A 26,761-nucleotide genomic window follows, 5' to 3' on the forward strand; every position below is an offset into this window, starting at 1 on the left:
CCAGTCCCCGACCCGCACCAGCGGCGCCGGCGAGGTCAACCGGTTCGCCACCATCGCCTCGATCACCTGCCCGTGGCTCAGGTGGGCGCTCGCGCCGCCCGGGCACAGCTCGTCGACGATCCTGGCTACATCCAGCCGGCGCAGAAACTCGGCAGCGACAGGCAGAGCACCCAGACGCTTCTCCACCACGGACACCACCGCGCACTCGAAGCGCTGACGCTGAGACCGTGGCCGCGGGGACCGGGAAGTCATCGACACACCCCACCCAACGCCACACCCCCGGCCCAGGACACCCCGGGCCGGTCACACCATACGAATCAGCGACCCGCGAAGTACGGGACTAGCCGCGTCGGTACCCAGGAAATCGGTACATCGGTACATGGGAAGGGCCCCCGGAAACATTCCGGGGGCCCTTCCCATGTGTACCTTCTGGCATGCCTTCCGGCAGTGGCTACGGGTGCCGCAGCCGCCACCCCGCCCACGCGGACTCCACCATCTCCCGCACCCCGCGCCGCGCGCTCCAGCCGAGCTCCTCGCGGATGAGGTCGGCGGAGGCCACGACCCGGGCGGGGTCGCCCGCGCGGCGGCCGGTCACCTGCGGCTCGGCGTCCGCGCGGCCGGTGACGTCCCGGATGACCTCGATCATCTCGGCCACCGAAACGCCCTCGCCGCGGCCGATGTTGAGGACCAGCCGGGCATCGGGGTCGGCGGCCAGCCGACGCACTGCGGCGACGTGCGCGGACGCGATGTCCTCGACGTGGATGTAGTCGCGCACGCAGGTGCCGTCGGGCGTCGCGTAGTCGGCGCCGAAGATCCGCGGCGCCTCACCCGCCTCCAGCCGCTCGAACACCATCGGTACGAGGTTGAAGACGCCCTCGTCGCCCAGCTCGGGCGTGGCCGCGCCGGCCACGTTGAAGTAGCGCAGCGACGCGGTCGCCATCCCGTGCCGGGCGCCGACCGCCGCCACCAGCCACTCGCCGGCGAGCTTCGTCTCGCCGTACGGGTTGATCGGCGCGCACGGCGTCTTCTCGGTGACGAGGTCGACGTCCGGCATGCCGTACACGGCGGCGGACGACGAGAACAGGAACCGGCCCACGCCCGCGGCGACGGCCGCGTCGAGCAGGACGCGCATGCCCTCGACGTTCTCGCGGTAGTAGTGCAGCGGCCGGTCCACGGACTCGGCCACCTGCTTCTTGCCCGCGATGTGCACGATGCCGGTGATGCCGTGCCCGCGCAGCACCCGCGCGACGGCGTCGCCGTCGAGCACCGTGCCGACCTCCAGGACGACGCCGTCCGGGAGCCGCTCGGCGCGGCCGGTGCTCAGGTCGTCGAGGACGACGACCCGCTCACCGGCGTCCGTCATCGCCTTCACCACATGCGAGCCGATGAAACCGGCGCCGCCCGTGATCAGCCAGGTCATGGGAGGCTCAGCCGCCGATGACGACCCGGCGGACGCCCTTCCAGGCCTCCGGGTCCGTCGTACGGCGACCGTCGACGAGGACGGTGACGTCGGGCAGGTCGGCCGGGGTCAGCGTGCGGTACTCGGCGTGGTCTGCCTGGAGGACCGCCGCGGTGACCTTCTCGCCCGCGTGCGGGGTCAGGCCGTGCGCGACAAGCTCCTCGTCGGTGTACATCGGGTCCGAGACGAAGGGGACCGCGCCGCGCGCCTTGAGGGCCTCGACGGTCGGGAAGACGCCCGAGAAGGCCGTCTCCTTCACGCCGCCGCGGTAGGCGGCGCCCAGCACCAGGACGTTCACGCCGGTCAGGTCGCCGTAGGCGGCGGCCAGCAGGTCGACGGCGTACTCGGGCATCGCGGCGTTCGCCTCGCGGGCGGAGCGCACGACGGTGGCCGCCGGGTCGTTCCACAGGTACATCCGCGGGTAGATCGGGATGCAGTGGCCGCCGACGGCGATGCCCGGCTGGTGGATGTGGCTGTAGGGCTGCGAGTTGCAGGCCTCGATGACCTTCTTGACGTCGATGCCGTTGCTGTCGGCGAACCGGGCGAACTGGTTCGCCAGGCCGATGTTGACGTCCCGGTAGGTCGTCTCGGCGAGCTTGGCGAGCTCGGAGGCCTCGGCGGTGCCCAGGTCCCAGACGCCGTTGGCCTGCGGCAGGTCGGCGCGCTCGTCGAAGTCGAGGACGGCCTCGTAGAACTCCACACCGCGGGCGGCGGACGCGTCGTCGATGCCGCCGACCAGCTTGGGGTAGCGGCGCAGGTCGGCGAAGACCCGGCCGGTCAGGACGCGCTCCGGGGAGAACACCAGGTGGAAGTCCTCGCCGGCGGTCAGGCCCGAGCCCTCGGCCAGCATCGGCGCCCAGCGGGTGCGGGTGGTGCCGACCGGCAGGGTCGTCTCGTACGAGACGAGAGTGCCGGGCTTGAGGCCCTGCGCGATCGCCTTCGTCGCGGAGTCCATCCAGCCGAAGTCCGGGGTGCCCTCGGCGTCCACGAACAGCGGGACGACCACGACGACGGCCTCGGACGCGGCGACCGCGGACGCGGTGTCCGTGGTCGCGCTGAGCAGCCCGGCGTCGACGGCCTGCTTCAGCTTGACGTCCAGGTCGTGCTCGCCGGGGAACGGCTCGACGCCGGCGTTGACCAGCTCGACGACCTTCTCGTTGACGTCCGCGCCGATGACCCGGTGGCCCTTGGAGGCGAACTGCACGGCCAGCGGCAGGCCGATCTTGCCGAGTGCTACTACACAGATGTTCATGGAGGGTCGCTACTTCCTTTTGGAACCGGTCGGCTTCTTGAGACCGGCGGACTTCAACTTCCTAACCCCGACCGCCCGCGCGCGGACGGCCAGGGACTTCAGCTTCCGGACGGGAACTGCCAGCGCCCGGATGACCAGTGCCCGCTTCGGCGGGTACATCTGGGCCGTGTCGACGACGACACGCCCCTTGTCGTTCACGATGGCCGACGCCCGGTAGGGGTCCCCCTCCCGGCCCCACTGCCGGGCCAGCGGCATCGGCAGATCCGTGCCCCGCACGGGCACCTCGTACGTGGCACCGGCCACGTCCAGGTATACCCGCACCCCGCGCTTCGCGGTGACGTGGTCCAGCGGAACCCGGGCGTGCAGCACCGTCGCGGCGCCGTCCGCGGCGGGCTCCCGCCGTATCTCGCCCACCGGCGCGGGCAGGGCGTGGTCGGCCTTCAGCCGGCGCCCGCCGGGCTTGTCCGCCGACTTGGGCATGGCCTTGGCGGCCAGCCGCAGCACCGCGCCGTCGACGTCGCCGAGGACCGGCACCCGCACGGACACCGTGTAGGCGAGCGCCTCGCCCTGCTGCTCCCAGTCGGAGGCGAGCAGCCGGGTGCCCTGGGCCAGCGGGGCGGCGACGGACTCGCCGAGCACCTCGTAGACCCGGTCGGACAGGCCGATGCGCGGGTCGCGGAAGCCGGGGTAGCGGGCGTGGGCCCGGCCGCCCTCGACGACGAACGGGATCGCCCCGCCGGCCTTCACGGACCCCGTGGACCGCGCGGACTCCGCGGTCTCCGCCGAGATCGCCTCGACGAGTTCGTCGATCGCGCCGACCTGCGCCAGCGCGATGCGCACCCGGCGCTTGACGTCCATCGCGTCCCGGATGCCGTCGGTGAAGTAGGCGTCGGCGAGCCGCGCGATGCCCGCGCAGATCTGCCGCTGCACCTCCCGCTCCAGGCCCGGGAAGTCGTCCTGGACGAGCTTGGCGAGCTCCCAGGTGAAGTGCCGGCGCAGCACGTGGTCGCGCTCGGGGCCGGCGTCGATGAGACCGGCCGTGAAGTCCATGATCTCGGCCGTGGCGCGCAGCCGCGCCAGGTGGTCGGCGCGGTAGGTGATGTTGCTGGCGTCGCCGCGCTTGACCGCGTAGTAGCAGGTGTAGTCGGCCACCACCGAGATCTTCTTGGCGCGTACGCACGCCTCGATGGTGAACGGCTGGTCGCTGCCCACGGGCAGGTGCTCGGGGAAGCGCAGCTTGTACTTCTCGACCAGGTCCCGGCGGAACAGCTTGGTGTTGGCCAGCGTGAACGGCAGCGCCGAGTCGTACAGGCTGACGTCCCGGTCGTTCTCCTTGTACAGCGCCTGGTGCACGTACCGGCCGTTGGTGCCGACCATCTTGCCGACGACGACGTCCGAGCCGTGCTGGTCGGCGACCGTGACCATGCGCTCCAGCGCTTCCTCGCCGAGGTGGTCGTCGGAGCCGATGAAGTACACGTACCGGCCGGTGGCCGCCTCCAGCGCCCGGTTGCTGGGCGCGGCGGGTCCGCCGGAGTTCGGCTGGTGGATCACCTTGACGGTGTCCGGGTACAGCGCGGCGAAGCGGTCCAGTTCGGGGCCGCTGTCGTCGGTGGAGCCGTCGTCGACGGCGACGATCTCCAGCCGCTCCCGGCCGATGCTCTGCCCGACCAGGGAGTTCAGGCACTCCGTGAGGTACGGCATCGTGTTGTAGACGGCAACGACGACGCTGACGTCAGGCGCAGCACGCATTCCCTGGCTCCTGGTCTCCGACAGCCGACGGCCGGCTGGGTCCTGCGGGGAAAGTCTCACAGAACATAGGAGTCCCGCCGAGCACGCACCGTTCCCCCGATGTGTGATGCTCAGCTTCCATGTGCGGCCAGGTCCTCCGGCTGAAGGGACACGCTGTGACCGGTCGTCGCCGACTCGAGCACGGCGGCCGCCACCTCGACGGTCCGCATGCCCTGGCGCAGCGTACAGATGTCGGCGGCCTTGCCGAGCACCGCGTCCCGGAACAGCTCGTGCTCGACCTGGAGCGGCTCGCGCTTCGGGATGGCGTAGCGGATCATGTCGCCCTCGGAGACCCCGCGGAAGGCCTGGAGGGCCTCCCACTCGGTGGTCACGGCGGCGTTGGAGTGGAACGTGAGGTCGGCGGTGAGGGTGTCGGCGATGAAGCAGCCGCGCTCACCGGTGACCGAGGTGAACCGCTCCTTGAGCGGGCTCAGCCAGTTGACCAGGTGGTTGACCATGGTGCCGTCGTCGAGCCGGCCCACCGCGGAGACCATGTCCTCGTGCGCCCGGCCGCTCTTGGAAACGGTGTGCGCCGCGATCGACACGTACTGGCGGCCGGTGACCCAGCCGGTGAGGTCGATGTCGTGCGTCGCGAGGTCCTTGACCACGCCGACGTCCGCGATGCGGTGCGGGAACGGGCCCTGGCGGCGGGTGACGACCTGGTAGACGTCGCCCAGCTCGCCGGCCTCGAGGCGGGCGCGCAGCGACATCAGCGCCGGGTTGCAGCGCTCGATGTGACCGACGCCGGCCACCAGCCCGCGCGACTCGAACGCCTCGACGAGACGGCGGGCGCCGTCCACGGTGTCGGCGACGGGCTTCTCGACCAGCGCGCACACCCCGGCCTCGGCGAGCGCCATGCCGACCGGCTCGTGGAGGGCGGTGGGGCAGGCCACGACGGCGTAGTCCACGCCGAGGGCGATGAGCTCCTCGACGGTGTCGAGGATCGGCGCGCCCTGGGCGGCGCCGAACTTGTCGCCCATCGGGTCGACGACGGCGACGAGGTCGACGCCGTCCAGACCGGACAGGACGCGGGCGTGGTGACGCCCCATGGAACCGAGGCCGACGAGACCAGCCCGCAGCGACTTCCCGGTGCTCACAGTTGCTCCCCCAGAGCATTGACGGCGGTGACGATGCGCTCCAGGTCCTGCGCCGACAGGGCCGGGTGCACGGGCAGCGAGACGACCTCGGCGGCGGCGCGCTCCGTCTCGGGCAGGTCCCAGGTGCGGCCGGCCTTCTGGTCCGGCTCCCAGAACGGCTTCAGCCGGTGGATGGGCGTCGGGTAGTACACGGCGTTGCCGATGCCGGCCTCGCTGAGCTTGGCCATGGCGGCGTCCCGGTCGCCCTGGATGCGCACGGTGTACTGGTGGTAGATGTGCCGGGCGCCGTCGGCGACCTTCGGCGTGACCACGTTCGGCGCGGTGATGTGCTCGGTGAGGTACGCGGCGTTGGCGATGCGCTGCTCGGTCCAGCCGTCCAGCTTGCGGCGCTGGACGCGGCCGATGGCGGCGGACACGTCCGTCATACGCACGTTGAGGCCGACGATCTCGTTGGCGTAGCGCGTCTCCATGCCCTGGTTGCGCAGCAGGCGCAGGGTGCGCGCGGTCTCCGCGTCGCCGGTGGAGATGATGCCGCCCTCGAGGCTGTGCATGTTCTTCGTCGGGTAGAAGCTGAACGTTCCGACCGCGCCGAAGGCGCCGACCGGGGTGCCGTGCAGCGCGGCCGCGTGGGCCTGGCAGGCGTCCTCGACGACGGCGAGCCCGTGCTGTCCGGCGATCGCCATGATCTTGTCCATCGCGGCCGGGTGGCCGTACAGGTGGACCGGCATGATCGCGGCGGTGCGCGGCGACAGGGCGGCCTCGACCGCGGCCGGGTCCAGGCAGTAGGTCTCCGGGTCGATGTCGACGAAGACCACGTCGGCGCCGACCAGCCGCACCGCGTTGGCGGAGGCGGCGAACGAGAACGACGGCACGATGACCTCGTCGCCCGGGCCGAGACCGAGGGCGAGGAGCGACAGGTGCAGCGCGGAGGTGCCGGAGTTGACCGCGACGCAGTGGCGTCCGTCGACCAGCTCCGAGAACTCCTCCTCGAAGGCGGCCACCTCGGGACCCTGGACGACCATGCCGCTGCGCAGCACGCGCACCGCGGCGTCGATCTCCTCCTCGCCGATCACGGGTTTGGCGGCCGGAATGAACACATGGGCGTCGGTCATCGACATCCCCTCCTCTACGGCGACCTTGAAGGCGCACCACGTCTACATGGCCGGGAAGGCACCGTGTCGATGCTCAGCACGGCCGCATCCCCGTTGTCCGCCGGCGCCGGTGGGCGGGCGGACGGCTCGTACACAGGACCCCGCCCCGTGAGGGTTCCTTGCGGGAAGTCAGCCGTGTCCGGCTGGAAGACCGGATGTGCTCATCGGCTGTGGTCACGGTGTGCATGCCTTTGGCCACCGGGACCAGAGTGCACGTTACCAGCCCGGAGACGGCGATTTTCCCCAGGGTTACCACAGCGAAACCCACCGCGCGGGTGCCCTGTATCACAAGCGAAACACAGGGTAACGCCGGGATGAACCTCCTGCGACACGGGCGCGGGCGCCCGGATGCATCATGCACCGGACGCCCGCTCCACCACTGTCGACCCGCCCCGACGTCAGTCCTCCGTCGAGGCCGGGACGGAGGTCGAGGCCGAGACGGACGGGGCGCTCTGCTGCGCCGCCACCGTCTTCTTCGCCACCGTCTTCGCCGCCTTCTTGGCCGTCGTCTTCTTGGCGACGGTCTTCTTGGCGGCCGTGGCCGTCTTCTTGGCCGCCGCCGTCTTGGTGGTGGCGGCCTTCTTCGCCGTGGCCTTCTTCGCCGTCTTGCGGGCGGCCGTCTTCTTCGCCGGAGCGGCCTCCGCCTCCTCGGCGGGCGCCTCGGGCGCCGCGCTCTCGGCGCTCGCCTCGGCGGCGACCTCCGCCGCGGCCGACGGGACGACCATGACGGCCGTCTCCTCGGACGCGGTCGGCGCGGTGGCCTTGCGCACGGCGCGACGCCGCGGGCGGGCCGGGGCCGCGCTCTCGACGACGGCCTCGGCGACCTGCCCGGCCTCGGCCTGCTCCACCGGAGCGGCCTCCGCCACGGCTGCCTCCACGACCACCGGCTCGGCGACCGTCACCACGGCGGCCTCCGCTCCCGCGGGCGAACCGGCCGGCGCGGACACCTTGCGGGTGGCGCGACGGCGCGTACGGCCCTTGGGCGCGGCGTCGTCGACGACCGGAGCCTCGACGACCGGGTCCTCGACGGCGTCCGGCTCGGCCTGCGCGACGGCGGCCTCGACGACGACGTCCGGCACGGCGGGCGTCTCCACGACCGGCTCGGCAACCGGCTCTGCGACCGGTTCGACGACTGCCTCGGCGGACTCCTCCAGGGCCGCGGCGAACGACTCGGAGCCGCCCGACCTGCGCGAACCGCCGCGCGGCGCACCCGCAGGAGCGGACGCCCTGCGGCTCGCCCGGCGCCGGCCCCGGCCACGCGTGGCGGAGGCCTCCGCCTCGGCGATGCTGCTGTACAGCTCCTCGTCGGGCGCGAACTCGGGCGCGGCGAGCGCGACCGGCTCGGCCACCTCGGCGGCGACCTCGGCCTCGCTCTCCGCCTCCTCCTCGACGCTCACCAGCGGCTCGGCGAGGGGCTCGACGAGGTCGGCCGCCCCCGTCTCGAACTCGTGGTCGTGGTCGTGGCCCTGCCCGTCGCCACCGCGCCCGCGCTTCTTGCGCTTGCCGGTGCCACCGCCGCCGACGGCGGTCGGCTGCTCCATGTGGACGATGACCCCGCGCCCGTTGCAGTGCACACAGGTCTCGGAGAACGACTCCAGCAGCCCCTGGCCCACCCGCTTGCGGGTCATCTGGACCAGGCCCAGCGACGTCACCTCCGCCACCTGGTGCTTCGTACGGTCGCGGCCCAGGCACTCCAGGAGGCGGCGCAGCACCAGGTCCCGGTTGGACTCCAGCACCATGTCGATGAAGTCGATGACGATGATGCCGCCGAGGTCGCGCAGCCGCAGTTGGCGCACGATCTCCTCGGCCGCCTCCAGGTTGTTCCTGGTGACCGTCTCCTCCAGGTTGCCGCCCTGGCCGGTGAACTTGCCGGTGTTGACGTCGACGACGACCATCGCCTCGGTCCGGTCGATCACCAGCGAACCGCCGCTGGGCAGCCAGACCTTGCGGTCCAGCGCCTTGGAGAGCTGCTCGTCGATCCGGTACGTGGCGAAGACGTCGACCTCGGAGGTCCACCGCGACAGCCGGTCGGTCAGGTCGGGCGCGACGTGCGAGACGTACCCGTGGATCGTCGACCAGGCCTCGTCACCGCTGACGATGACCTTGGTGAAGTCCTCGTTGAAGATGTCGCGCACGACCCGGACGGTCATGTCCGGCTCGCCGTACAGCAGCGTCGGGGCGTTGCCGCCCTTGGCGCGCTTCTGGATCTCCTCCCACTGCCCCTGCAGCCGCTCGACGTCACGGCGCAGTTCGTCCTCGCTCGCGCCCTCGGCGGCGGTGCGCACGATGACGCCCGCGTCCTCGGGGACGATCTTCTTGAGGATCGTCTTCAGCCGGGCCCGCTCGGTGTCGGGCAGCTTGCGGCTGATGCCGGTCATCGAGCCCTCGGGCACGTACACGAGGTAGCGGCCCGGCAGGGAGACCTGGCTGGTCAGCCGGGCGCCCTTGTGTCCGATCGGGTCCTTCGTCACCTGGACGAGGACCGGCTGGCCCGACTTCAGGGCGGCCTCGATACGGCGCGGCCCGTTCGCCATGCCGAGCGCCTCGAAGTTGACCTCACCGGCGTACAGGACGGCGTTGCGCCCCTTGCCGATGTCGATGAACGCGGCCTCCATCGACGGCAGCACGTTCTGGACCTTGCCCAGGTAGACGTTGCCGACGTACGAGGTCGCCTGCTCCTTGTTGACGTAGTGCTCGACGAGCACGCCGTCCTCCAGGACGCCGATCTGGGTGCGCTCGCCGCTCTGGCGGACGACCATCACCCGCTCGACGGCCTCGCGCCGGGCCAGGAACTCGGCCTCGGTGATGATCGGGACGCGCCTGCGGCCCTGCTCGCGGCCTTCACGGCGGCGCTGCTTCTTGGCCTCCAGACGCGTGGAGCCCTTGATGGACTGCACCTCGTCGGACGGCTCGGACTGCTTGCGCGGCTCGCGGACCTTGACGACCGTGCGCTCGGGGTCGCCGTCGCCCGGCTGCTCGGCCTCGCCCGAGGAGTCACCGGCGCGGCGACGACGGCGGCGGCGACGGCGGCTGCCTGCGGTCGAGCCACCGGCGGTGTCGTCCTCGTCGTCCTCGTCGTCCTGCTCGGGGGTGAACTCGGCGTCCCGCGTGGTCTGCTCGGCGGCGAAGTCGCCCTCGCCGTCGTCACCGGAGTCGCCCTCGCCGTCGGCGGCGTCGCCACGGCGACGGCGCCGGCCGCCACGGCGACGGCGGCGGCGCGACCCGGTCTCCTCGGCGTCGTCGTCACCGTCGACGGCGTCCTCGGCGTCGGCCTCGTCCGGCTCGGCCTCCGGCTCGTCCTCGACGACGGGGGCGGCGGCCTGCGCGACGGGCGCGGCGGCGCGGCCGGTCTCGGCCTCGTCGCCGAAGCCACCGGCACGGCGGCGACGGCGGCGGGAGCGCGACCCGGTCGGCTCCTCCGGAAGCTCCTGCGCCTCCTGCGTCTCCTCGGGCTCCTCGACCTCCGTGACCTCCGCCTCAGCGGCGGCGGCCTCGGCGGCGGCCCGCTGCGGCGTCTGGAACTGCGGCTCGGCGAACACAGGCGCCTGGAACACGGCGACGGAGGGCCGCGCGGGGCGACGCGGCGCGTCGTCCTCGCCGCCCTTCACCGGCTCGGGCGCCGAGAAGCCACCGGCGGCCCGACGGACCACCCGGCGACGCCCACGGCGCGGACCGGCGTCCTCATCGGCAGGCGTCTCGGCCTTCGCCTCTTCGACAGCGGCGGGAGCGGCGACGACCGGCTCCGCGGCGGCCACCTCGGTGACCTCCGCCACTTCGGTCGCCGCGGCCTCGGCGGGCGCGGAGACGCGGCGCGTGGCGCGACGGCGGCCACGGGGGGCGGCCTCGGCGGGCGCCTCTTCGGTCACGGCGACGACCTCGGGCGTCGGCGTCGGCCTCATCTCGGCCTCCGGCGCACCGGCGGGCGCGGTCGCCCGACGGGTGGCCCGGCGGCGCGCGCGGGGCGCGGCCTCGACGGGCTCTGGCGTGGGCTCTGATGTGGTCTCGGACTCTGCGGCGGGCTGTTCCACGACGGCGGCCTCCTGGGCGGCGGTCTCGACGACCTCGGCCGGAGCGGCTCCGGCGGGCGCGGACACGCGACGCGTGGCCCGGCGGCGGGTACGGCGAGGAGCGGCGTCCTCGTCGGCGGTGTCCTGGGCTTCGGCGTCCTGGACCGCGGTCTCCACGGCGGCGGCAGCCACGGGCACGACCGTCTCGGTGACGTCCGCGACGACCTCGGCGGCCTCGGTGACGGCCGGCGCGGAGGCCCGGCGGGTGGCGCGGCGCCGCGCACGGGGCGCGGCTTCGGCGACCTCGGCGGGCTGGTCGGACTGGATGTCCTCCTCCGCCAGCTCCTCGACGGATTCCACGGCCGGTATGGCCGGCGTGGTGATCTCGGCGGAGGTGTCGCCGGCGACCGGCGGACCCGCCGGCCGGGAAGCGGCACGGCGCCGACGACGCGGCGGCAGGGTGTCGCTGGGGGTGTTCGCTTCGGAGTCCGGCACAGCCCCTGTCAGGGGTTTTACGGACTCTGTGGATTCGGTTGGCTCGAGCATGCGGGCGTTTCTCCCGTCAGGCTCCCGGGCGCCGCGCCTGGTCCGGCGTCGATCACGGGGGATCGATCGCCGTTGACGTCCGCGGCTCGCGCGATGCGCGGTGCCGCCGTCCGGGGCGCGGGCGCCGCACGGGAGCTCTCTGTGTCCTGTCTCGCCGGTTCCGTACGCCGAATGCGTACGGCCTGGCGAAAGTCTTCTGGTCGGCGCGCTGCCCGACCCAGGTGGCTCCCGAGTACGAGGGCGGCGCTTACGACGTGCGTCCCTTCGCGGGACTTCCCTACGCGGGCGCCTTCGCGGCGGCAGCGGGATCGGCCGTTGTGGGGGCCTGAGCTGCCTCGCGGTCGGGCGCGAGCGGGTCGGTCACCGTGCCGGTCTCTTCATCGAGCAGCCCCTGCGCCAGCCTGGTCACCGCAGCGGGGACCGGCGGCGCCAGGTCGGCCACGGCGCGAAGACCGGACAGGACGTCGTCGGGTCGAACGGCAGGCGTCACGTGCCGAACAACCAGCCGCAGTATCGCACAGGGCTGGTCGCTAGGCCTATCAGCAGCTTCACTGTGCGTTTCCAGGTGTACGACCGCGGCCCTGGCGTCGAAGGTGCGGACGCCGTTCTTGGCCATGCGCTGGACCTCGACGAGGTCCGCCGCGTTGAAGGCGGCCACCGCGCGGTCGGCGTCGGCCGGGTCCACACCGGCCAGCCGCAGCTCCCACACGGAGGCCGTCAGCCGGTCGGCGAGCCCCGAGGTCCGGGCCTCGACCGCGTCGACGATGTCGAGCCCGGCGGGCAGCGACTCGTCGAGGAGGATTCTGAGCTTCTCCGGGTCACGCGCCGCGGTCAGCGCGATCTCCAGGAACTCCGCCTCGCTGCCCGTGCCGGTGGGTGCGGCATTGGCGTACGACACCTTCGGGTGCGGTGTGAACCCCGCCGAGTACGCCATGGGCACCTCGGCACGGCGCAACGCCCGCTCGAAAGCGCGCTGGAAGTCACGGTGGCTGGTGAACCGGAGGCGGCCGCGCTTGGTGTAGCGCAGTCGGATGCGCTGCACCGCGGGTGCGGGCGGCGGGCCTTCGGGCTGTCGCTTGCCCAGTGTCGTCAGTCCTTCGTGAGAGCGGTCGTACTTCTACCAAGAGTACGTGTCTCGCCCGCCGATGGTTCCCGCCGGACGACCGCCTCCCGCTCCCTGGGCTGCTTCGGCTCCCCGAACAGCATCCGGCGCACGTCCACGCGGGCCTGCCGGGCCGTCTCCCGGGCGGCGGCCAGCGCCTGCCGGGCGGTGCGGCCCACACTGCGCGCGGCCCGGGCGGCGGGACGCAGCACCGCGTCACGGACGACGTGCCCGACCGGGGTGAGGACCGTCCGGTACACCCAGCGCACGGGCTCGACGAAGATCCACCGGAAGAGCGTCCCGAGGGACCGGCCGACCGCGCGCGAGATCCGTCCGGCGATCCGCCAGGCGTGCCCGAGGGCGTCCCCCACCTCGCGCGCGACGACCGCGAGGAACCGGCCGACGGGGGCGAGCACCCAGCGCCACAGGGCGAGCGCGGGCAGCACGAGGAGGATCCGGCCGGTCCAGTACAGGACCAGACCGATCCCCCTCGCCAGCATCCCCAGGAACAGCCACACCTCGCGCACGCACCAGGCGACGCCCCGCCCGACCGGCGCGAGGCACCACGCGTACACCCAGCGGGCCGGAACGACGACCAGGTACCGCAGCAGCCACGCCACACCGGTGTGCGCGCCGACGCCGACGGCCCCGAGGACGGCCCCGATCCCCCTCAGCAGCCACAGCGCCGCGAGCCCGACCGGCGTCAGCACGCGCGCGTACACCCACGCCAGTCCGACTCCGGCAGGAGTCAGGAGGTACCGGTGGCACCACACCGCCGGCACGACGAGCAGCACGTGCCCGAGCCACCCGAGCGCCCTGCCCCCAGGGACGACGGCGTACCGCCACAGCCCGATCAGCGGCCAGACGCACAGCGCCTTCCCGAGCCACCACAGGCCCCGCCCGAGCGGCCGGAGCACCGCGTCCCCGAGGAACCGTCCCCCGACGACGAGCGCGTCCCACACCATCCGCACGGGCAGCACCAGCACGAGCACGACGATCCGCACCGGCAGCCGGATCGCGACGACGAGACACCCCTCGGGCGCCGCAACGGGCGGTGCGGCGGGCGGTTTTTGCAGCTCCATGTCGTCGTAGACGCTACAGGCGCCCTGGTGGATGCGTTGCTGAGCAGCCGTCAGGGAGCCGCTACCGCTTGCGTTTCTTCCGCCCGTTCTGGTTGCCCTGGCTGCCGCGGGGCTTGACGTGCGGGGCGGAGAACGCGCGGTTGGTCTCGGTCTGACGGCGGATCGGCTCGGGCAGGTCCGGCATCGCCAGCAGGGCGTCGCAGGCGCGGACGGCGGCCGTGTGGTCGCCGACCCAGTAGGCGCAGATGGCGAACTCGAAGAGCAGACCCCACCGGTACACCCAGGCCCTGGTGAACAGCAGATCGTCCGGCTCACGTGCGCCGACGACCCCGCCGAGCAGGGCGTACGCGGTGTGGTAGCGGTTGCGCAGCCGCAGTCGCGAGGCCATTTCGTAGACGGCTTCGAGGCGGGCGGGGCGCGACTCCCAGGCGCGCGAGAACGCGTCCAGGGCGCCGGGCCAGTCGTCCGCCTGCTCGGCTCGGAGGATGCCGGCTTCCAGGAGCGAGCAGTAGACCTCCTCGCCCCAGCCGCCCAGTTCGGCCCGCCGTTCGTACAGCGCGATCGCCTCGTCCGCGTGCCCGAGGTCGCGCTCGGTGTTGGCGAGGTAGAAGACGGTGCGCGGGTTGACCGGGTCGCGCTCCAACTCGCCCCGCAGCAGGCGCGCGTCGCGCTCGAACTTGTCGGCGCGGCAGCCGCCGTCCGCGTGGTCCTCGATGACGAGCGCGTCCAGGTTCTCCTGCCGGTCGCTCTCGTCGGTGCACGGGTACTCGTGGGTGACGCCCTCGTAGCGCCACGCCCGGTCGCCGCGCATGAGGTGCTTGAAGCGGTGCTGGGTGCCGGGGGTGTCGTAGCGCAGCATGTACGAGTCCGCCGCCAGCCGGGGCAGCGGGGCGTCCTGGCGCAGGACGTGGTCGGCGTCGAGGGTGAGCAGGTAGTCGGCCTTGCCGCGGGCGTGCCGGATGTTCCGCGTCCGGTTGTGCCCGAAGTCGACCCACGGGTCCTCGTGGAGCTCGCCCGGGATGCCGTCGAGCACCTTGCGGATCAGCTCCTGCGTGCCGTCCGTGGAACCGGTGTCGGAGATCACCCAGTAGTCGACGAGGGGGCGTACGGACTCCAGGCAGCGTTCGATCACCCGCGACTCGTCCTTGACGATCATGCACAGGCACAGGGTCTGCTGTTTCACGGCGCCAAGGTGGCACGGACCCGATCCCGGGACGGCCGTCCCACGCTCGGGAATGACCCATCAGCAGGTACCCATTAGTCCGATACGTCCATAAACATACGCATTCGGCCCCTGTGCCGCGCCCGACCCCGTCCGCTCAGGTCAAGCTCGCCCTCAGGTTCGGAGACCTCCCGTACCGGTCAAGGCAAGGAGCATGTGATGCACCCTCAGTTCGGACCGTACGCACTTCTCGGGCCGGTGGCCCGGCACCGATGTAAGCAGGCCGGCATGGTGGCCTCACTCGCCGTCGTCCTGGCGGCAGGCGTGATCAGTCCGGCCGCCGCGGCGGCACGCACCGTCACCGACCGGGCGGAGGCACAGGCCCCCGCCCCCGGCGACAAGTGCAAGCCGGGCCACCACCCGTCCCGGGCCGTCGAGACCGGCGGCAAGGAAAACTGCAAGGGCCCGAAGGGCCCCACCGGCCCCAAGGGTCCCAAGGGCGAGAAGGGCCCGAAGGGCGACAAGGGAGCCACCGGCGCGACGGGGCCGAAGGGCGCGACGGGTGCCACGGGCCCGACCGGCGCCCCGGGCATGCAGGGTGTGACAGGCGGAACCGGCCCGACCGGAGCCACGGGCGGCACCGGAGCAACCGGAGCCACCGGAGCCACGGGCACGGCAGGCACCAACGGTCTCACCGGAGCCACCGGGGCCACGGGCGCGACCGGACCCTGTTCCGACATCGACGCCGCGCAGGAGTCGGACGCCTTCGAGCTGCGGGTCGCGCTGACCGGCGGCCGCACCTACGCCGGCATCCACGACCTCCGTGCCGCCGGTGCGCCCCACAATTTCCTGTGGACCGACCTCAGCACCCACGCCAACTACCCTGCGGGCGGCATCGACCCCGACGGACGTGACGTCGGCTTCGTCTGCGGAGCAGCCGTCAACGGGCACAACGCCGTCACCGGGAACCCCATCAAGTTCGACGTCATGACCACCACGGGCCAGGTCTGGGAGACCACCTGCCTCGCGGTCGGCACCACCAACCCGGCCACCCTGAACTGCAACAACGCCCTGGGCATCCCCATCCCGTGGACCAAGGTGACATTGCAGCCGGCGCCCAGCGCCATCAACGGCGGCGCATGAGAAAGGGGTGCCCGAAGGCCGGCCGACCGGCCTCCGGGCACCCCTCACGAAACGTGACCGCGCCCCTCAGTGACTGTGCGCCGCACTCCCCGCCGGCTGCTTCACCGTGAGCGGCAGCAGCTTCTTGCCGGTCGGGCCGATCTGGATCTCGGTCTGCATGGCCGGGCACACCCCGCAGTCGAAGCAGGGCGTCCAGCGGCAGTCCTCGACCTCTGTCTCGTCGAGGGCGTCCTGCCAGTCCTCCCAGAGCCAGTCCTTGTCGAGGCCCGAGTCCAGGTGGTCCCAGGGCAGGACCTCCTCGTAGGTCTTCTCGCGGGTCGTGTACCAGTCGACGTCCACGCCGAACGCGGGCAGCGTCTTGTCGGCGCAGGTCATCCAGCGGTCGTAGGAGAAGTGCTCGCGCCAGCCGTCGAACCGGCCGCCGTCCTCGTAGACGGCCCGGATGACCGCGCCGATGCGGCGGTCGCCGCGCGACAGAAGGCCCTCGATGATGCCGGGCTTGCCGTCGTGGTAGCGGAAGCCGATCGAGCGGCCGTACTTCTTGTCGCCGCGGATCTTGTCCCGGAGCTTCGTGAGGCGCGCGTCCGTCTCCTCGGCGGAGAGCTGGGGCGCCCACTGGAACGGCGTGTGCGGCTTGGGCACGAACCCGCCGATCGACACCGTGCAGCGGATGTCGCCCTGGCCGGAGACCTCGCGGCCCTTCTGGATGACGTTCATCGCCATGTCGGCGATCTGGAGGACGTCCTCGTCGGTCTCCGTCGGCAGCCCGCACATGAAGTACAGCTTCACCTGCCGCCAGCCGTTGCCGTACGCGGTGGCTACGGTCCTGATCAGGTCCTCTTCGGAGACCATCTTGTTGATGACCTTGCGCATGCGCTCCGAGCCGCCCTCGGGCGCGAAGGTCAGACCGGAGCGGCGGCCGTTGCGCGTCAGCTCGTTCGCCAGGTCGACGTTGAAGGCGTCCACGCGGGTGGAGGGGAGGGACAGGCCGACCTTGTCCTCCGTGTAGCGGTCCGCGAGGCCCTTCGCGATCTCGCCGATCTCGGAGTGGTCGGCGCTCGACAGCGACAGCAGCCCGACCTCCTCGAAGCCGGTCGCCTTCAGGCCCTTCTCCACCATGTCGCCGATGCCCGTGATGGACCGCTCGCGCACCGGGCGCGTGATCATGCCCGCCTGGCAGAACCGGCAGCCGCGCGTGCAGCCGCGGAAGATCTCGACCGACATCCGCTCGTGGACCGTCTCGGCGAGCGGGACCAGGGGCTGCTTCGGGTACGGCCACTCGTCCAGGTCCATGACCGTGTGCTTCGACACCCGCCACGGCACGCCCGACTTGTTCGGTACGACCCGGGCGATCCGGCCGTCCGCCAGGTACTCGACGTCGTAGAACGCCGGGATGTACACCGCGCCCGTCTTCGCGAGGCGGAAGAGGACCTCCTCGCGGCCGCCGGGGCGGCCCTCCGCCTTCCACTCGCGGATGATCTTCGTCATGTCCAGCACGGCCTGTTCGCCGTCGCCGATGACCGCCGCGTCGATGAAGTCGGCGATCGGCTCGGGGTTGAACGCCGCATGGCCGCCCGCGAGGACGATCGGGTCGTCGACCGTGCGGTTCCTGGACTCCAGGGGGATCCCGGCGAGGTCCAGGGCGGTCAGCATGTTCGTGTAGCCCAGCTCCGTGGAGAAGGACAGGCCGAACACGTCGAAGGCCTTCACCGGGCGGTGCCCGTCGACCGTGAACTGCGGGACGGCGTGCTCCCGCATCAGCGCCTCCAGGTCCGGCCACACGCTGTACGTGCGCTCGGCGAGGACGCCCTCCTGCTCGTTCAGCACCTCGTACAGGATCATGACGCCCTGGTTGGGCAGCCCGACCTCGTACGCGTCCGGGTACATGAGCGCCCAGCGGACGTCGCAGGACTCCCAGGGCTTGACCGTGGAGTTGAGCTCGCCGCCGACGTACTGGATCGGCTTCTGCACATGCGGGAGCAAGGCTTCGAGCTGCGGGAAGACCGATTCGACAGACATCGCGGCGTTACCTTCGTGAGCTGACAGGGGTGGCCATCTAGCCTAACCCGCCGACAGACCCTCCCCGGCCCACGAAAAATCGGCGCGAACGGCCCAGAACCTCGGCCCCGCAGCCCTCCCCCTCACACCTCCATCGCCCCCCGCGTCGTCTTCCACTGCGCCGGCAGCTCCGTCTCGACGGCCGTCGCCCGCTGCTCCTCGCGCCCGTACAGCACGCCGTACGTGAACGCGCTCTCCCCGGCCGCGTGTGCCACGGCCGACAGTTCGCGCAGGGTGACGCGGGCCATGAGACTGTCCTGGTGCTCGCCGAGGAGGCTCTGGAGCGACTTCATGGACTTGGTCAGGGCCTTGGCGGGGCCGCCGAGCGCCGGGTTGGCGGTCTCGGCGGCGTACCGGGTCCGCTTGGCCTTCTTGCGGGCCTCGTGCAGGGCGAGGTCGCGGTCGGTGCCGGGCGGCTGCCCCATGGCCTCCTCGACCAGCGCGGACACCTTCGCGAAGTCCTTGCGTACGGCCTTGGCGAGCACCTTCTCCGGGTCGCCCCCGGCCGCCTTCAGCAACGGCGGGCCGGCGACCAGGGCGTCCAGGGTGTCGAGCAGGGTCAGATAGCGCTGGGAGTCCAGGGCGCCGAGCAGCCGGCGGCGCGAGCCGTGATGCTGCGCCTTCGCCCAGCTCTGCAACCGTTCACGGACCGGTCCCGAGACCAGGGGGTGGGGCAGGTCGTCCAGACCGGCCGCCAGCCGCTCGCTGAGCACCTCCTGATCGCGGCCCACACCCAGCTCACCCGCGAGCCACTTCAGCTCGACGGCGATCGGGTCGGTGACGGTCCGGTCGAGTACCTTGCCGAAGGAACGGAACGTGCTGCGCAGCCTGCGCGTCGCGACACGCATGTCGTGCACGGACTCCTCGGCCTCCAGCCGGACCGCCGGATCAAGCTCCACGATCGCGTCCCGCTGCACCCGGACATACGCCAGCACATGATCGCCGGCGGTGCCGCCTTCACCGACGAAAGGTTTCTCCCCCTCCCCCTGCCCTGCCCCCTTCGCCTTGGACCCCTTCTTGGGCTTCTTCCTGGACGCCGTCTCCGTCAGCGCCCGCGCCAGCTTCGACGACGACTTCGACGGCCGTACGCCCGCCTTGCGCAACCGCTTCTCCACCTTGTCGAGGAGGGCCGGGTCGCCGCCGTCGGCGAGCTCCACCTCGATCTCGGTCCACTGGGCGCTGCCCGTACCGCCGAACAGCCGGTCCGCCCGTACGGCGTCCACGCTGGCCTCGGCGAGCAGTCGGCCCTCGACGTCGACGAGGTCCCGGACGTCCCGGCTGGAGCGCAACCGCACCACCGGCACCAACTGCCCCTCGCGCACCCGGGCCCGGACCAGCCCGGCGAGTTCCTCGGGCACCGTGTCGGAGAGCGGGGCGTGCACCTCGTCCCGGACGCCCGGGCTGACCGGCAGTTTCAGATGCCAGCCGGCGTCGGACCCGCCGGTACGGCGGCGCAGCGTGATCGAGGCCGCGGCCAGGCGGAGGTCGGAGGTGTCGTAGTAGGTCGCGTCCAACTCGGCGACGCCCTTGTCCAGGACGGACACCACCCCGGCGACGCCGGTGAGGTCGGGCAGCCCACTGTCGTCGGATTCGTACTTGCGTTCGATCTCGCGTTTCGTCTCCGCCATGAAACGAATCTAGTCCCAGTCGGGCCCGAGCGGCAGAGCGCACGGAACCCGAACCACGGCTGAACTCCGGGAAACCGCAGGGTGTCCGGGCCCTTACGCCGACATGGGTCTCTGCACCCGGATGGACTGCAGCAGCCCCACCGCCACCCACACCGAGAACATCGACGTGCCGCCGTACGAGACGAAGGGCAGTGGCAGGCCGGTCACCGGCATGATGCCGAGCGTCATCCCGATGTTCTCGAAGGACTGGAAGGCGAACCAGGCCACGATGCCGGCGGCGACGATCGTGCCGTACAGCTCGGTCGTCTCCCGGGCGATGCGGCAGGCGCGCCACAGGACCACGCCGAGCAGGACGATGATCAGGCCCGCGCCCAGGAAGCCCAGCTCCTCGCCCGCGACGGTGAAGACGAAGTCCGTCTGCTGTTCGGGGACGAACTGCCCGGTCGTCTGCGAACCGTGGAAGAGCCCGGCTCCCGCTAGGCCGCCGGAGCCGATGGCGATGCGCGCCTGGTTGGTGTTGTAGCCGACGCCGGCCGGGTCGAGGCTGGGGTTGGCGAAGGCGGCGAAGCGGGCGATCTGGTACTCGTCCAGGATGTGCAGTTGCCAGACGGCGACCGCGCCGGCCGCGCCCGCGCCGAGCAGCCCGAAGACCCAGCGGTTGGACGCGCCGGAGGCCAGCAGCACGCCCAGCACGATCATCACCATCACCATGACCGACCCGAGGTCGGGCATCAGCATGACGATCAGCATGGGGATGGCCGCGAGACCCAGTGACTGGATCACCGTGCGCTGGTCGGGGTAGAGCTTGTCGCCCGCGTCGACCCGGGCCGCCAGCAGCATCGCCATGCCCAGGATGATCGTGATCTTCACGAACTCGGAGGGCTGGAGCGAGAAGCCGCCGCCGAGCACGATCCAGGAGTGCGCGCCGTTGACCGTCGAGCCCAGCGGCGTCAGCACCGCCAGGATCCCCATCAGCGAGAGGCCGTACAGGACCGGTACCGCGTTGCGCAGGGTGCGGTGGCCGAGCCAGACCGTGGCGATCATCAGGGCGAGCCCGATGCCCGTGTTCATGAGGTGCCGGATGAGGAAGTAGTACGGGTCGCCCTGGTTGATCTCGGTGCGGTTGCGGGTGGCCGAGAAGACCAGGAGCGAGCCGATCAGCGACAGGGCGATCGACGACAGCAGTATCGGCCAGTCCAGCCGCCGGGCCAGCGAGTCACGGGCGAAGACGCGCGTCCAGCCGGCCCGCTCGGGCCCGTATCCGGAGACGGAGAAGCTGTTCACGCCGGTCATGTGCACATCCTCCGGCTTCCCCTGCTTCCCTGACTGCCCCTGCTTCCCTGGCATTTCTGGCTTCCCCGCCTGCGCCGTCGCCTGCGGGTGTCACGGTTGGTGCCGGTGTCCTGCGGGACGGTCGCCCCCGGCTGCGTCTCGCCCGGCTTGGGCGCGCCCTCCTGGGCGACGCGCTGCTCCTTCCCCGGGTCCTTGGAGATCTTCGGGGACTTGATCGTGCCGTCCGCCTGGACCTTCGGCAGGGTGGTCTGCGGGGTGGGCAGCAGGGCGTTCTTCTTGTTGATCTTGCCGTCGTCGGAGACGCCGTACATCGCGTTGTAGATGTGCCGCACGGCCTCACCGGAGGCGCCCGAACCCGTACCGGCCTGGGCGATCGTCATGACGATCGTGTAGTCCTTGCTGTACGTGGCGAGCCAGGACGTCGTCTGCTTGCCGTAGACCTCCGCGGTACCCGTCTTGGCGTGCAGCGGGATCTTGTCCTGCGGCCAGCCGCCGAACTTCCACGCGGCCGTACCCCGGGTGACCACGCCCTCCAGGGCTGCGTCCATGCCCTTGATCGTGGCCTGGTCGACCGGCAGCCTGCGCTGGACGTGGGGCTTGATCTCCTGGACGGTCTTCCCGTCGGCGCTGACGATCGCCTTGCCGATGGTCGGGGTGTACATGGTGCCGCCGTTGGCGAGCGCCCCGTAGATCACGGCCTCCTGGATCGGGGTGACGAGCGTGTCACCCTGCCCGATGGAGTAGTTGATCGAGTCGCCCTCGCGCATCTTGTTGCCCTCGAGGCAGTTCTCGTACGCGATCATCTCGACGTACGTGCCGCCCTTCTTGCCGTACTTGCACCAGGCGTCCTTGTTGGCCTTCCAGTAGGACTCCTTCCACTGGCGGTCCGGGACGCGGCCGGTGACCTCGTTCGGCAGGTCGATGCCGGTCTCCTTGCCGAGGCCGAACTGGTGCGCGGCCTTGTAGAAGTAGTCCTTGGGCTCACCCTTCTTCGGGTTGATGCCGCCGTCCCGCTTCCACTCCCGGTCCGCGAGACCGTAGAAGACGGTGTCGCAGGAGACCTCCAGAGCGCGGCCGAGGGAGATGGGGCCGAAGCTCTCCCCCTCGAAGTTCTTGAAGACCTGGCCGCCCACCGAGTACGAACTCGTGCACGGGTAGCCGCCGTCCCACTCGTAGCCGGCCTCGACCGCGGCGGCCGTGGAGACCACCTTGAACGTCGAACCGGGCGCGGACTGACCCTGTATGGCCCTGTTGAGCAGCGGGTAGTCCGAGTTCTTCCCGGTGAGCTTCTTGTAGTCCTTGGCGGAGATGCCGCCGACCCAGACATTGGGGTCGTAGGCCGGGGCGGACGCCATGGCGACGACCCGGCCGGTCCTGGCCTCCATCACCACGACCGCCCCGGAGTCGGCCTTGTAGTTCTCGCCGGTGATCTTGTCGAACTGGGTGCGGGCGATCTTCATCGCGTTGTTCAGCTCGTACTCGGCGACCCGCTGGACGCGGGCGTCGATGCTGGTGACGAGGTTGGCGCCGGGCTGCGCCGCGTCCGCCTCGGCCTGGCCGATGACGCGGCCGAGGTTGTCGACCTCGTAGCGGGTGACGCCCGCCTTGCCGCGCAGCTCCTTGTCGTACTGGCGCTCCAGACCGGAGCGGCCGACCTGGTCGGAGCGCAGGTAGGGCGAGTCACTGTCCTGGGCCTTGGTGATCTCCTCGTCGGTGACCGGGGAGAGATAGCCGAGGACCTGGGCGGTGTTGGCGTTGCCCGGGGCCGCGTAACGCCGCACGGCCTCGGGCTCGGCGGTGATGCCGGGGAAGTCCTCGGCGCGCTCGCGGATCTGCAGGGCCTGCTTGGCGGTGGCCTCGTCGGTGATGGGGATCGGCTGGTACGGCGAGCCGTTCCAACAGGGCTGGGGCGTCTGCGCGTCGCACAGGCGCACCTTCAGCGCGACCTCCGCGGGCTTCATGCCGAGGACGGCCGCGAGCTTGGCCAGGACGGCCTTGCCGTCGTCCGGCTGCTTCAGCAGGTCGGTCCGGGAGGCGGAGACCACGAGCCGTGTCTCGTTGTCGGCGAGGGGCACTCCGCGCGCGTCCAGGATCGAACCGCGCACGGCGGGTTCGACGACCTGTTGGACGTGGTTGCCGGAGGCCTCCTTGGCGTACGCCGCGCCCTCCCGGATCTGGAGGTACCACAGCCGGCCGCCGAGGGTGCCGAGCAGGGAGAGGACGAGGATCTGGATCACGACGAGCCGGATCTGCACCCGTGGTGTCCGGCCGGTCTCGGGAATGTTGGTCACTGCGGCTGCCTCCCCCTCTCCGTGCGCGGCCGTGCGTGCGCGGACTGATGTGCGCGAACATGTGTGCGGCTGTGGGTCCGTACGCATGATGAACGACCGGCCTGTGCGCCCGCGTTCCGCCGGAACTTCCCCGTTCGAGTGAACCTTGCAGAGAACTCGTCGGCGCTCACAGCCGCTTGACCCCCTTGATGCGGCCCGCCCGGGTCGCCCGCGACTTGGCCGCCTTCAGCTTCAGGCCGCCGCGCTGCCCGCCGATCCGCAGGCCCGTCCCGGAGGAGAGCCAGCCGGCCGAGATGTCGGTGCCCTTCCCGGCGGAATTGGTCTCCGCGAGCGGGTCGTTGTCGGCGCGCCGCGCCAGGAACATGACCGCGGGCACCACGAACGGGGCGAGCAGCAAGTCGTACAGAGCGGCCGTGAACAGCAGCCCGGTGAGACCGACATGGCGGGCGGCGGTGTCGCCGACGAGGGCGCCCACGCCCGCGTACAGCAGGGTGGAGCCGAGCGCCGCGCCGACCACCACGACCATCGGACCGGTCGCCGACTTGATCTGCCCGCTCTCGGGCTTGACCAGCCCGGCGAGATAGCCGATCACGCACAGCACGAGGGCGTAGCGCCCGGCGGCGTGGTCGGCGGGCGGGGCGAGGTCGGCCAGCAGACCTGCGCCGAAGCCGATGAGAGCGCCGCCGACATGGCCGTAGATCATGGCGAGGCCGAGGACGGTGAGCAGGAGGAGGTCGGGGACGGCGCCGGGGAGGTGGAGGCGGGCGAGGACGCTCACCTGGATCACCAGGGCGACCACGATCAGCGGGACGGTGAGCAGGATCCGGTTGACGCGCATGGGGGTTGTCAGCTCCTACTGCTGCTGGCCGTCTACGGGTGCGTTCGCGTTCGGCGTGACCGTGACGGTCACCGTCGGCGTGGGGACCGGTTTGGGCTTCGAGGGGAGCACGGTGTCGCGCGGATCCTTCGTCGGGGCCTGGACGACGACGCCGACGATGTCGAGCTTGGTGAAGCTGACGTACGGCGTGACGTACAGGGTGCGGGTGAGGTCGCCGCCGGAGGGGTCGACGCGGGAGACCACGCCGACCGGCACACCCGGCACGAAGGGCTTGTCGGCCTGCGAGCCGAAGGTGACCAGCCGGTCGCCCTTCTTCACGTCGGCCTTGCCGTTGAGGAGTTCGACGCGCAGCGGCAGGTCGCCCTGTCCGGAGGCGAAGCCGAGCTCGTCGGACGCCTCCATGCGGGTGCCGACGGTGAAGTCGGGGTCGCTGGCCAGCAGCACGGTCGACGTGTCGGGCCCGACGGTGGTGACGCGGCCGACCAGCCCGTCCCCGTTCAGGACGGTCATGTCGCGGCGGACTCCGTCGTTCGCGCCGACGTCGATGGTGATGGTCCAGGAGAAGCCCTGGGCCGCTCCTATCGCGATGACCTGCGCGCCCTTGATGCCGTACTGGCCCGCGCCGGCGATCTTCAGCATCTTGTCGAGCTGCGCGAGGCGGCTGCGGTTGCGGTCGTCGCTGCCGAGCTTCGCCTTGAGGGCCGCGTTCTCCTTCTCCAGCCCGGCGAGCCGGTCATGGCGGGTGCCGGAGTCACGGACGGCGGAGACGGCGTTGCCGACGGGGTCCACCGCCGACGCGACACCGTCCTCGATCGGACCGAAGGCCGCGGCCGCGGCCCGCCGGGCGCCGTCGACCGGGGAGTCCTCCCCGCCGCGGATGTCCACCGTGATCAGCGCGAACGCGACGGCGATCAGCAGCACCAGGAGCAGCCGGCTCTCTCGTGTGTCCCTCACGTGCGGCGGCCGTGCCCTTCCTCGAGAGAAAACAGATCAGGAATCAGAAAGCGGGATCGGTAAGCAGGATGGGGAAGCGGGATCGGGAAATCCGGTAGCCCCGGGCCAGGATGACCAAGGGCGCTTTGTGGGAGCTTATGCCGAGATATCAACGATCCGCCGCACGAGAGGAGATCATCCCGTACGGCGGAATCGAAGCGTTACGTCATCTGCGGGGCGCGGCGTCCAGGACCTGCTGGAGCGCCTCGAACTCCTCGACGCACTTGCCGGAGCCGAGCGCCACGCTGTCCAGCGGGTCCTCGGCGATGTGGATGGGCATGCCGGTCTCCCGGCGCAGCCGCTCGTCCAGACCGCGCAGCAGGGCTCCGCCGCCGGTCAGAACGATTCCGCGGTCCATGATGTCGCCGGACAGCTCCGGCGGGCACTTGTCGAGGGTGGTCTTCACGGCGTCGACGATCGCGTTGACCGGTTCCTCGATCGCCTTGCGCACCTCGGCGGCCGAGATGACGACGGTCTTGGGCAGTCCGGAGACGAGATCGCGGCCACGGATTTCGGTGTGCTGGTCGTCGTCGAGGTCGTACGCGGAACCGATCGTGATCTTGATCTGCTCGGCCGTCCGCTCACCGAGGAGGAGCGAGTACTCCTTCTTGATGTGCTGGATGATCGAGCTGTCCAGCTCGTCACCCGCGACGCGGATGGACTGGGCGGTGACGATGCCGCCGAGCGAGATGACCGCGACCTCCGTGGTGCCGCCGCCGATGTCCACCACCATGTTGCCCGTGGCCTCGTGGACCGGCAGGCCGGAGCCGATGGCCGCGGCCATGGGCTCCTCGATGATGTGCACCTGACGGGCGCCGGCCTGGGTCGACGCCTCGATGACGGCGCGGCGCTCGACGCCCGTGATGCCCGAGGGCACACAGACGACGACCCGCGGCCGAGCCAGATACCGACGCTTGTGGATCTTCAGGATGAAGTAGCGCAGCATCCGCTCGGTGATCTCGAAGTCGGCGATCACGCCGTCCTTCAGCGGACGCACGGCAACGATGTTGCCGGGCGTGCGCCCGATCATCTTCTTCGCTTCGGCGCCGACCGCGAGGATGCCACCGGTGTTGGTGTTGATCGCGACGACGGACGGCTCGTTGAGTACGATCCCGCGACCCCTGACGTACACCAGCGTGTTGGCGGTCCCGAGGTCGACAGCCATGTCACGGCCGATGAACGACATTGAGTTCCCCATCAGGATTCGACTGGCCTTCCATGGGCTTTTGAGGGCTTTTCAGGTCGGCGTGGTGGGTGCTGTGACGTGAAGGCTTCCATCGTAAACGCGCCTGCACGAACACTGCGGAGCGGTCTCCGCCATTGTTTGCAGATGCTGTGTGGGTTCGCTTCTGGAGACGGGCGTTCGGGGGCACACGTTCCCTCGATCGCCCGCTTCAGCCGCTCCGGCCGCCGTCGGAATCAGGCGCGACCGGGGAAGAAGATCTTCACCTCGCGGTCGGCGGACTCCTCGGAGTCGGAGGCGTGGATCAGGTTCTCGCGGACGATGACGCCGTAGTCGCCGCGGATCGAGCCGGGTCCTGCCGCGATCGGGTCGGTCGGACCGGCGAGCGCGCGCACGCCCTCGATGACCCGCTCGCCCTCGACGATCAGCGCGACGACCGGACCGGACGCCATGAACTCGACCAGCGGCTCGTAGAAGGGCTTGCCCTGGTGCTCGCCGTAGTGCTGCTCCAGCGTGTCCTGGTCCAGCGTGCGCAGCTCCAGCGCGGTGATCTGCCAGCCGGCCTTGCGCTCGATACGGCTGATGATCTCGCCGGTCAGACCACGACGGACGGCGTCGGGCTTGAGCAGGACGAGGGTGCGCTGGCTCACGGGGTGACTCCTTCTACTGCGGGTGCGGTGGGATGAGG

19 protein-coding genes are annotated in these 26,761 nt (G+C 71.2%); 1 reads left to right on the top strand and 18 read right to left on the bottom strand.

Annotated features, from left to right (window positions below; all coding sequences use genetic code 11):
* The 10 genes from BMZ82_RS34635 to BMZ82_RS34680 all read right to left on the bottom strand — a co-directional run.
* On the bottom strand, positions 1-186 hold a 186-nt coding region (locus tag BMZ82_RS34635; protein ID WP_256252272.1), incomplete at its 3' end, for a DUF4277 domain-containing protein.
* A gap of 265 nt (positions 187-451) precedes the next feature.
* Entirely contained in the window at positions 452-1,420 is a 969-nt protein-coding gene (gene galE, locus BMZ82_RS34640; protein WP_093781372.1) for a UDP-glucose 4-epimerase GalE, read from the bottom strand.
* Between the two features lie 7 nt (positions 1,421-1,427).
* Positions 1,428-2,711 (bottom strand): nucleotide sugar dehydrogenase, encoded by a 1,284-nt coding sequence (locus tag BMZ82_RS34645; RefSeq protein WP_093781373.1) that lies wholly within the window; start codon positions 2,709-2,711, stop codon positions 1,428-1,430.
* Positions 2,712-2,720: 9 nt separating this feature from the next.
* On the bottom strand, positions 2,721-4,460 hold the full coding sequence (locus BMZ82_RS34650) for a glycosyltransferase family 2 protein (protein ID WP_093781374.1): 1,740 nt from the start codon (positions 4,458-4,460) through the stop codon (positions 2,721-2,723).
* Between the two features lie 110 nt (positions 4,461-4,570).
* Positions 4,571-5,596, bottom strand: a complete 1,026-nt coding sequence (locus BMZ82_RS34655; protein WP_093781375.1) for a Gfo/Idh/MocA family protein — start codon at positions 5,594-5,596, stop codon at positions 4,571-4,573.
* Positions 5,593-6,708, bottom strand: a complete 1,116-nt coding sequence (locus BMZ82_RS34660) for a DegT/DnrJ/EryC1/StrS family aminotransferase (RefSeq protein WP_093781405.1) — start codon at positions 6,706-6,708, stop codon at positions 5,593-5,595. Before BMZ82_RS34660 ends, BMZ82_RS34655 begins: the two co-directional genes overlap by 4 nt.
* Before the next feature lie 437 nt (positions 6,709-7,145).
* Positions 7,146-11,300, bottom strand: coding sequence for an Rne/Rng family ribonuclease (locus BMZ82_RS34665; protein ID WP_093781376.1), 4,155 nt, complete (start codon positions 11,298-11,300; stop codon positions 7,146-7,148).
* Positions 11,301-11,577: 277 nt separating this feature from the next.
* Positions 11,578-12,342: a TIGR03936 family radical SAM-associated protein gene (locus tag BMZ82_RS34670; protein ID WP_093781377.1), complete on the bottom strand. Its 765-nt coding sequence runs from the start codon at positions 12,340-12,342 to the stop codon at positions 11,578-11,580.
* Positions 12,343-12,389: 47 nt separating this feature from the next.
* Positions 12,390-13,484: a hypothetical protein gene (locus BMZ82_RS34675; RefSeq protein WP_093781378.1), complete on the bottom strand. Its 1,095-nt coding sequence runs from the start codon at positions 13,482-13,484 to the stop codon at positions 12,390-12,392.
* A 61-nt stretch (positions 13,485-13,545) separates the two neighbouring features.
* Positions 13,546-14,667 carry a glycosyltransferase gene (locus tag BMZ82_RS34680; protein ID WP_093781379.1) on the bottom strand — a complete coding sequence of 374 codons (1,122 nt, stop codon included), beginning with the start codon at positions 14,665-14,667 and terminating at the stop codon, positions 13,546-13,548.
* A gap of 267 nt (positions 14,668-14,934) precedes the next feature.
* Here BMZ82_RS34680 and BMZ82_RS42570 point away from each other — a divergent pair, with 267 nt between their 5' ends.
* Positions 14,935-15,789, top strand: coding sequence for a hypothetical protein (locus BMZ82_RS42570; protein WP_305729231.1), 855 nt, complete (start codon positions 14,935-14,937; stop codon positions 15,787-15,789).
* Positions 15,790-15,855: 66 nt separating this feature from the next.
* Here the strand turns inward: BMZ82_RS42570 and BMZ82_RS34690 are convergent, their stop codons facing one another.
* The 8 genes from BMZ82_RS34690 to ndk all read right to left on the bottom strand — a co-directional run bounded on the left by BMZ82_RS34690 (position 15,856) and on the right by ndk (position 26,723).
* Positions 15,856-17,808, bottom strand: a complete 1,953-nt coding sequence (locus tag BMZ82_RS34690) for a TIGR03960 family B12-binding radical SAM protein (protein WP_093781380.1) — start codon at positions 17,806-17,808, stop codon at positions 15,856-15,858.
* Positions 17,809-17,930: 122 nt separating this feature from the next.
* Positions 17,931-19,475: a CYTH and CHAD domain-containing protein gene (locus BMZ82_RS34695; RefSeq protein ID WP_093781381.1), complete on the bottom strand. Its 1,545-nt coding sequence runs from the start codon at positions 19,473-19,475 to the stop codon at positions 17,931-17,933.
* Between the two features lie 93 nt (positions 19,476-19,568).
* Entirely contained in the window at positions 19,569-20,768 is a 1,200-nt protein-coding gene (rodA, locus tag BMZ82_RS34700) for a rod shape-determining protein RodA (protein WP_093781382.1), read from the bottom strand.
* The gene (gene mrdA, locus BMZ82_RS34705) at positions 20,765-23,059 is read right to left on the bottom strand and encodes a penicillin-binding protein 2 (protein ID WP_093781383.1); all 2,295 of its coding nucleotides are present in this window, start codon (positions 23,057-23,059) and stop codon (positions 20,765-20,767) included. Before mrdA ends, rodA begins: the two co-directional genes overlap by 4 nt.
* Before the next feature lie 166 nt (positions 23,060-23,225).
* A complete protein-coding gene (mreD, locus tag BMZ82_RS34710) occupies positions 23,226-23,897 on the bottom strand; it encodes a rod shape-determining protein MreD (protein ID WP_093781384.1) in 672 nt (223 codons plus the stop codon).
* Between the two features lie 15 nt (positions 23,898-23,912).
* Positions 23,913-24,851, bottom strand: coding sequence for a rod shape-determining protein MreC (gene mreC / locus BMZ82_RS34715; protein ID WP_093781385.1), 939 nt, complete (start codon positions 24,849-24,851; stop codon positions 23,913-23,915).
* 205 nt (positions 24,852-25,056) lie between these two features.
* Positions 25,057-26,076 (bottom strand): rod shape-determining protein, encoded by a 1,020-nt coding sequence (locus BMZ82_RS34720; RefSeq protein ID WP_054244925.1) that lies wholly within the window; start codon positions 26,074-26,076, stop codon positions 25,057-25,059.
* A 233-nt stretch (positions 26,077-26,309) separates the two neighbouring features.
* Complete coding sequence (gene ndk, locus BMZ82_RS34725; protein WP_093781386.1) at positions 26,310-26,723, bottom strand: nucleoside-diphosphate kinase; 414 nt, start codon at positions 26,721-26,723, stop codon at positions 26,310-26,312.
* Positions 26,724-26,761: the final 38 nt, after the last annotated feature.

Source organism: Streptomyces sp. yr375, from assembly GCF_900110755.1.
Classification (GTDB): Bacteria; Actinomycetota; Actinomycetes; order Streptomycetales; family Streptomycetaceae; genus Streptomyces.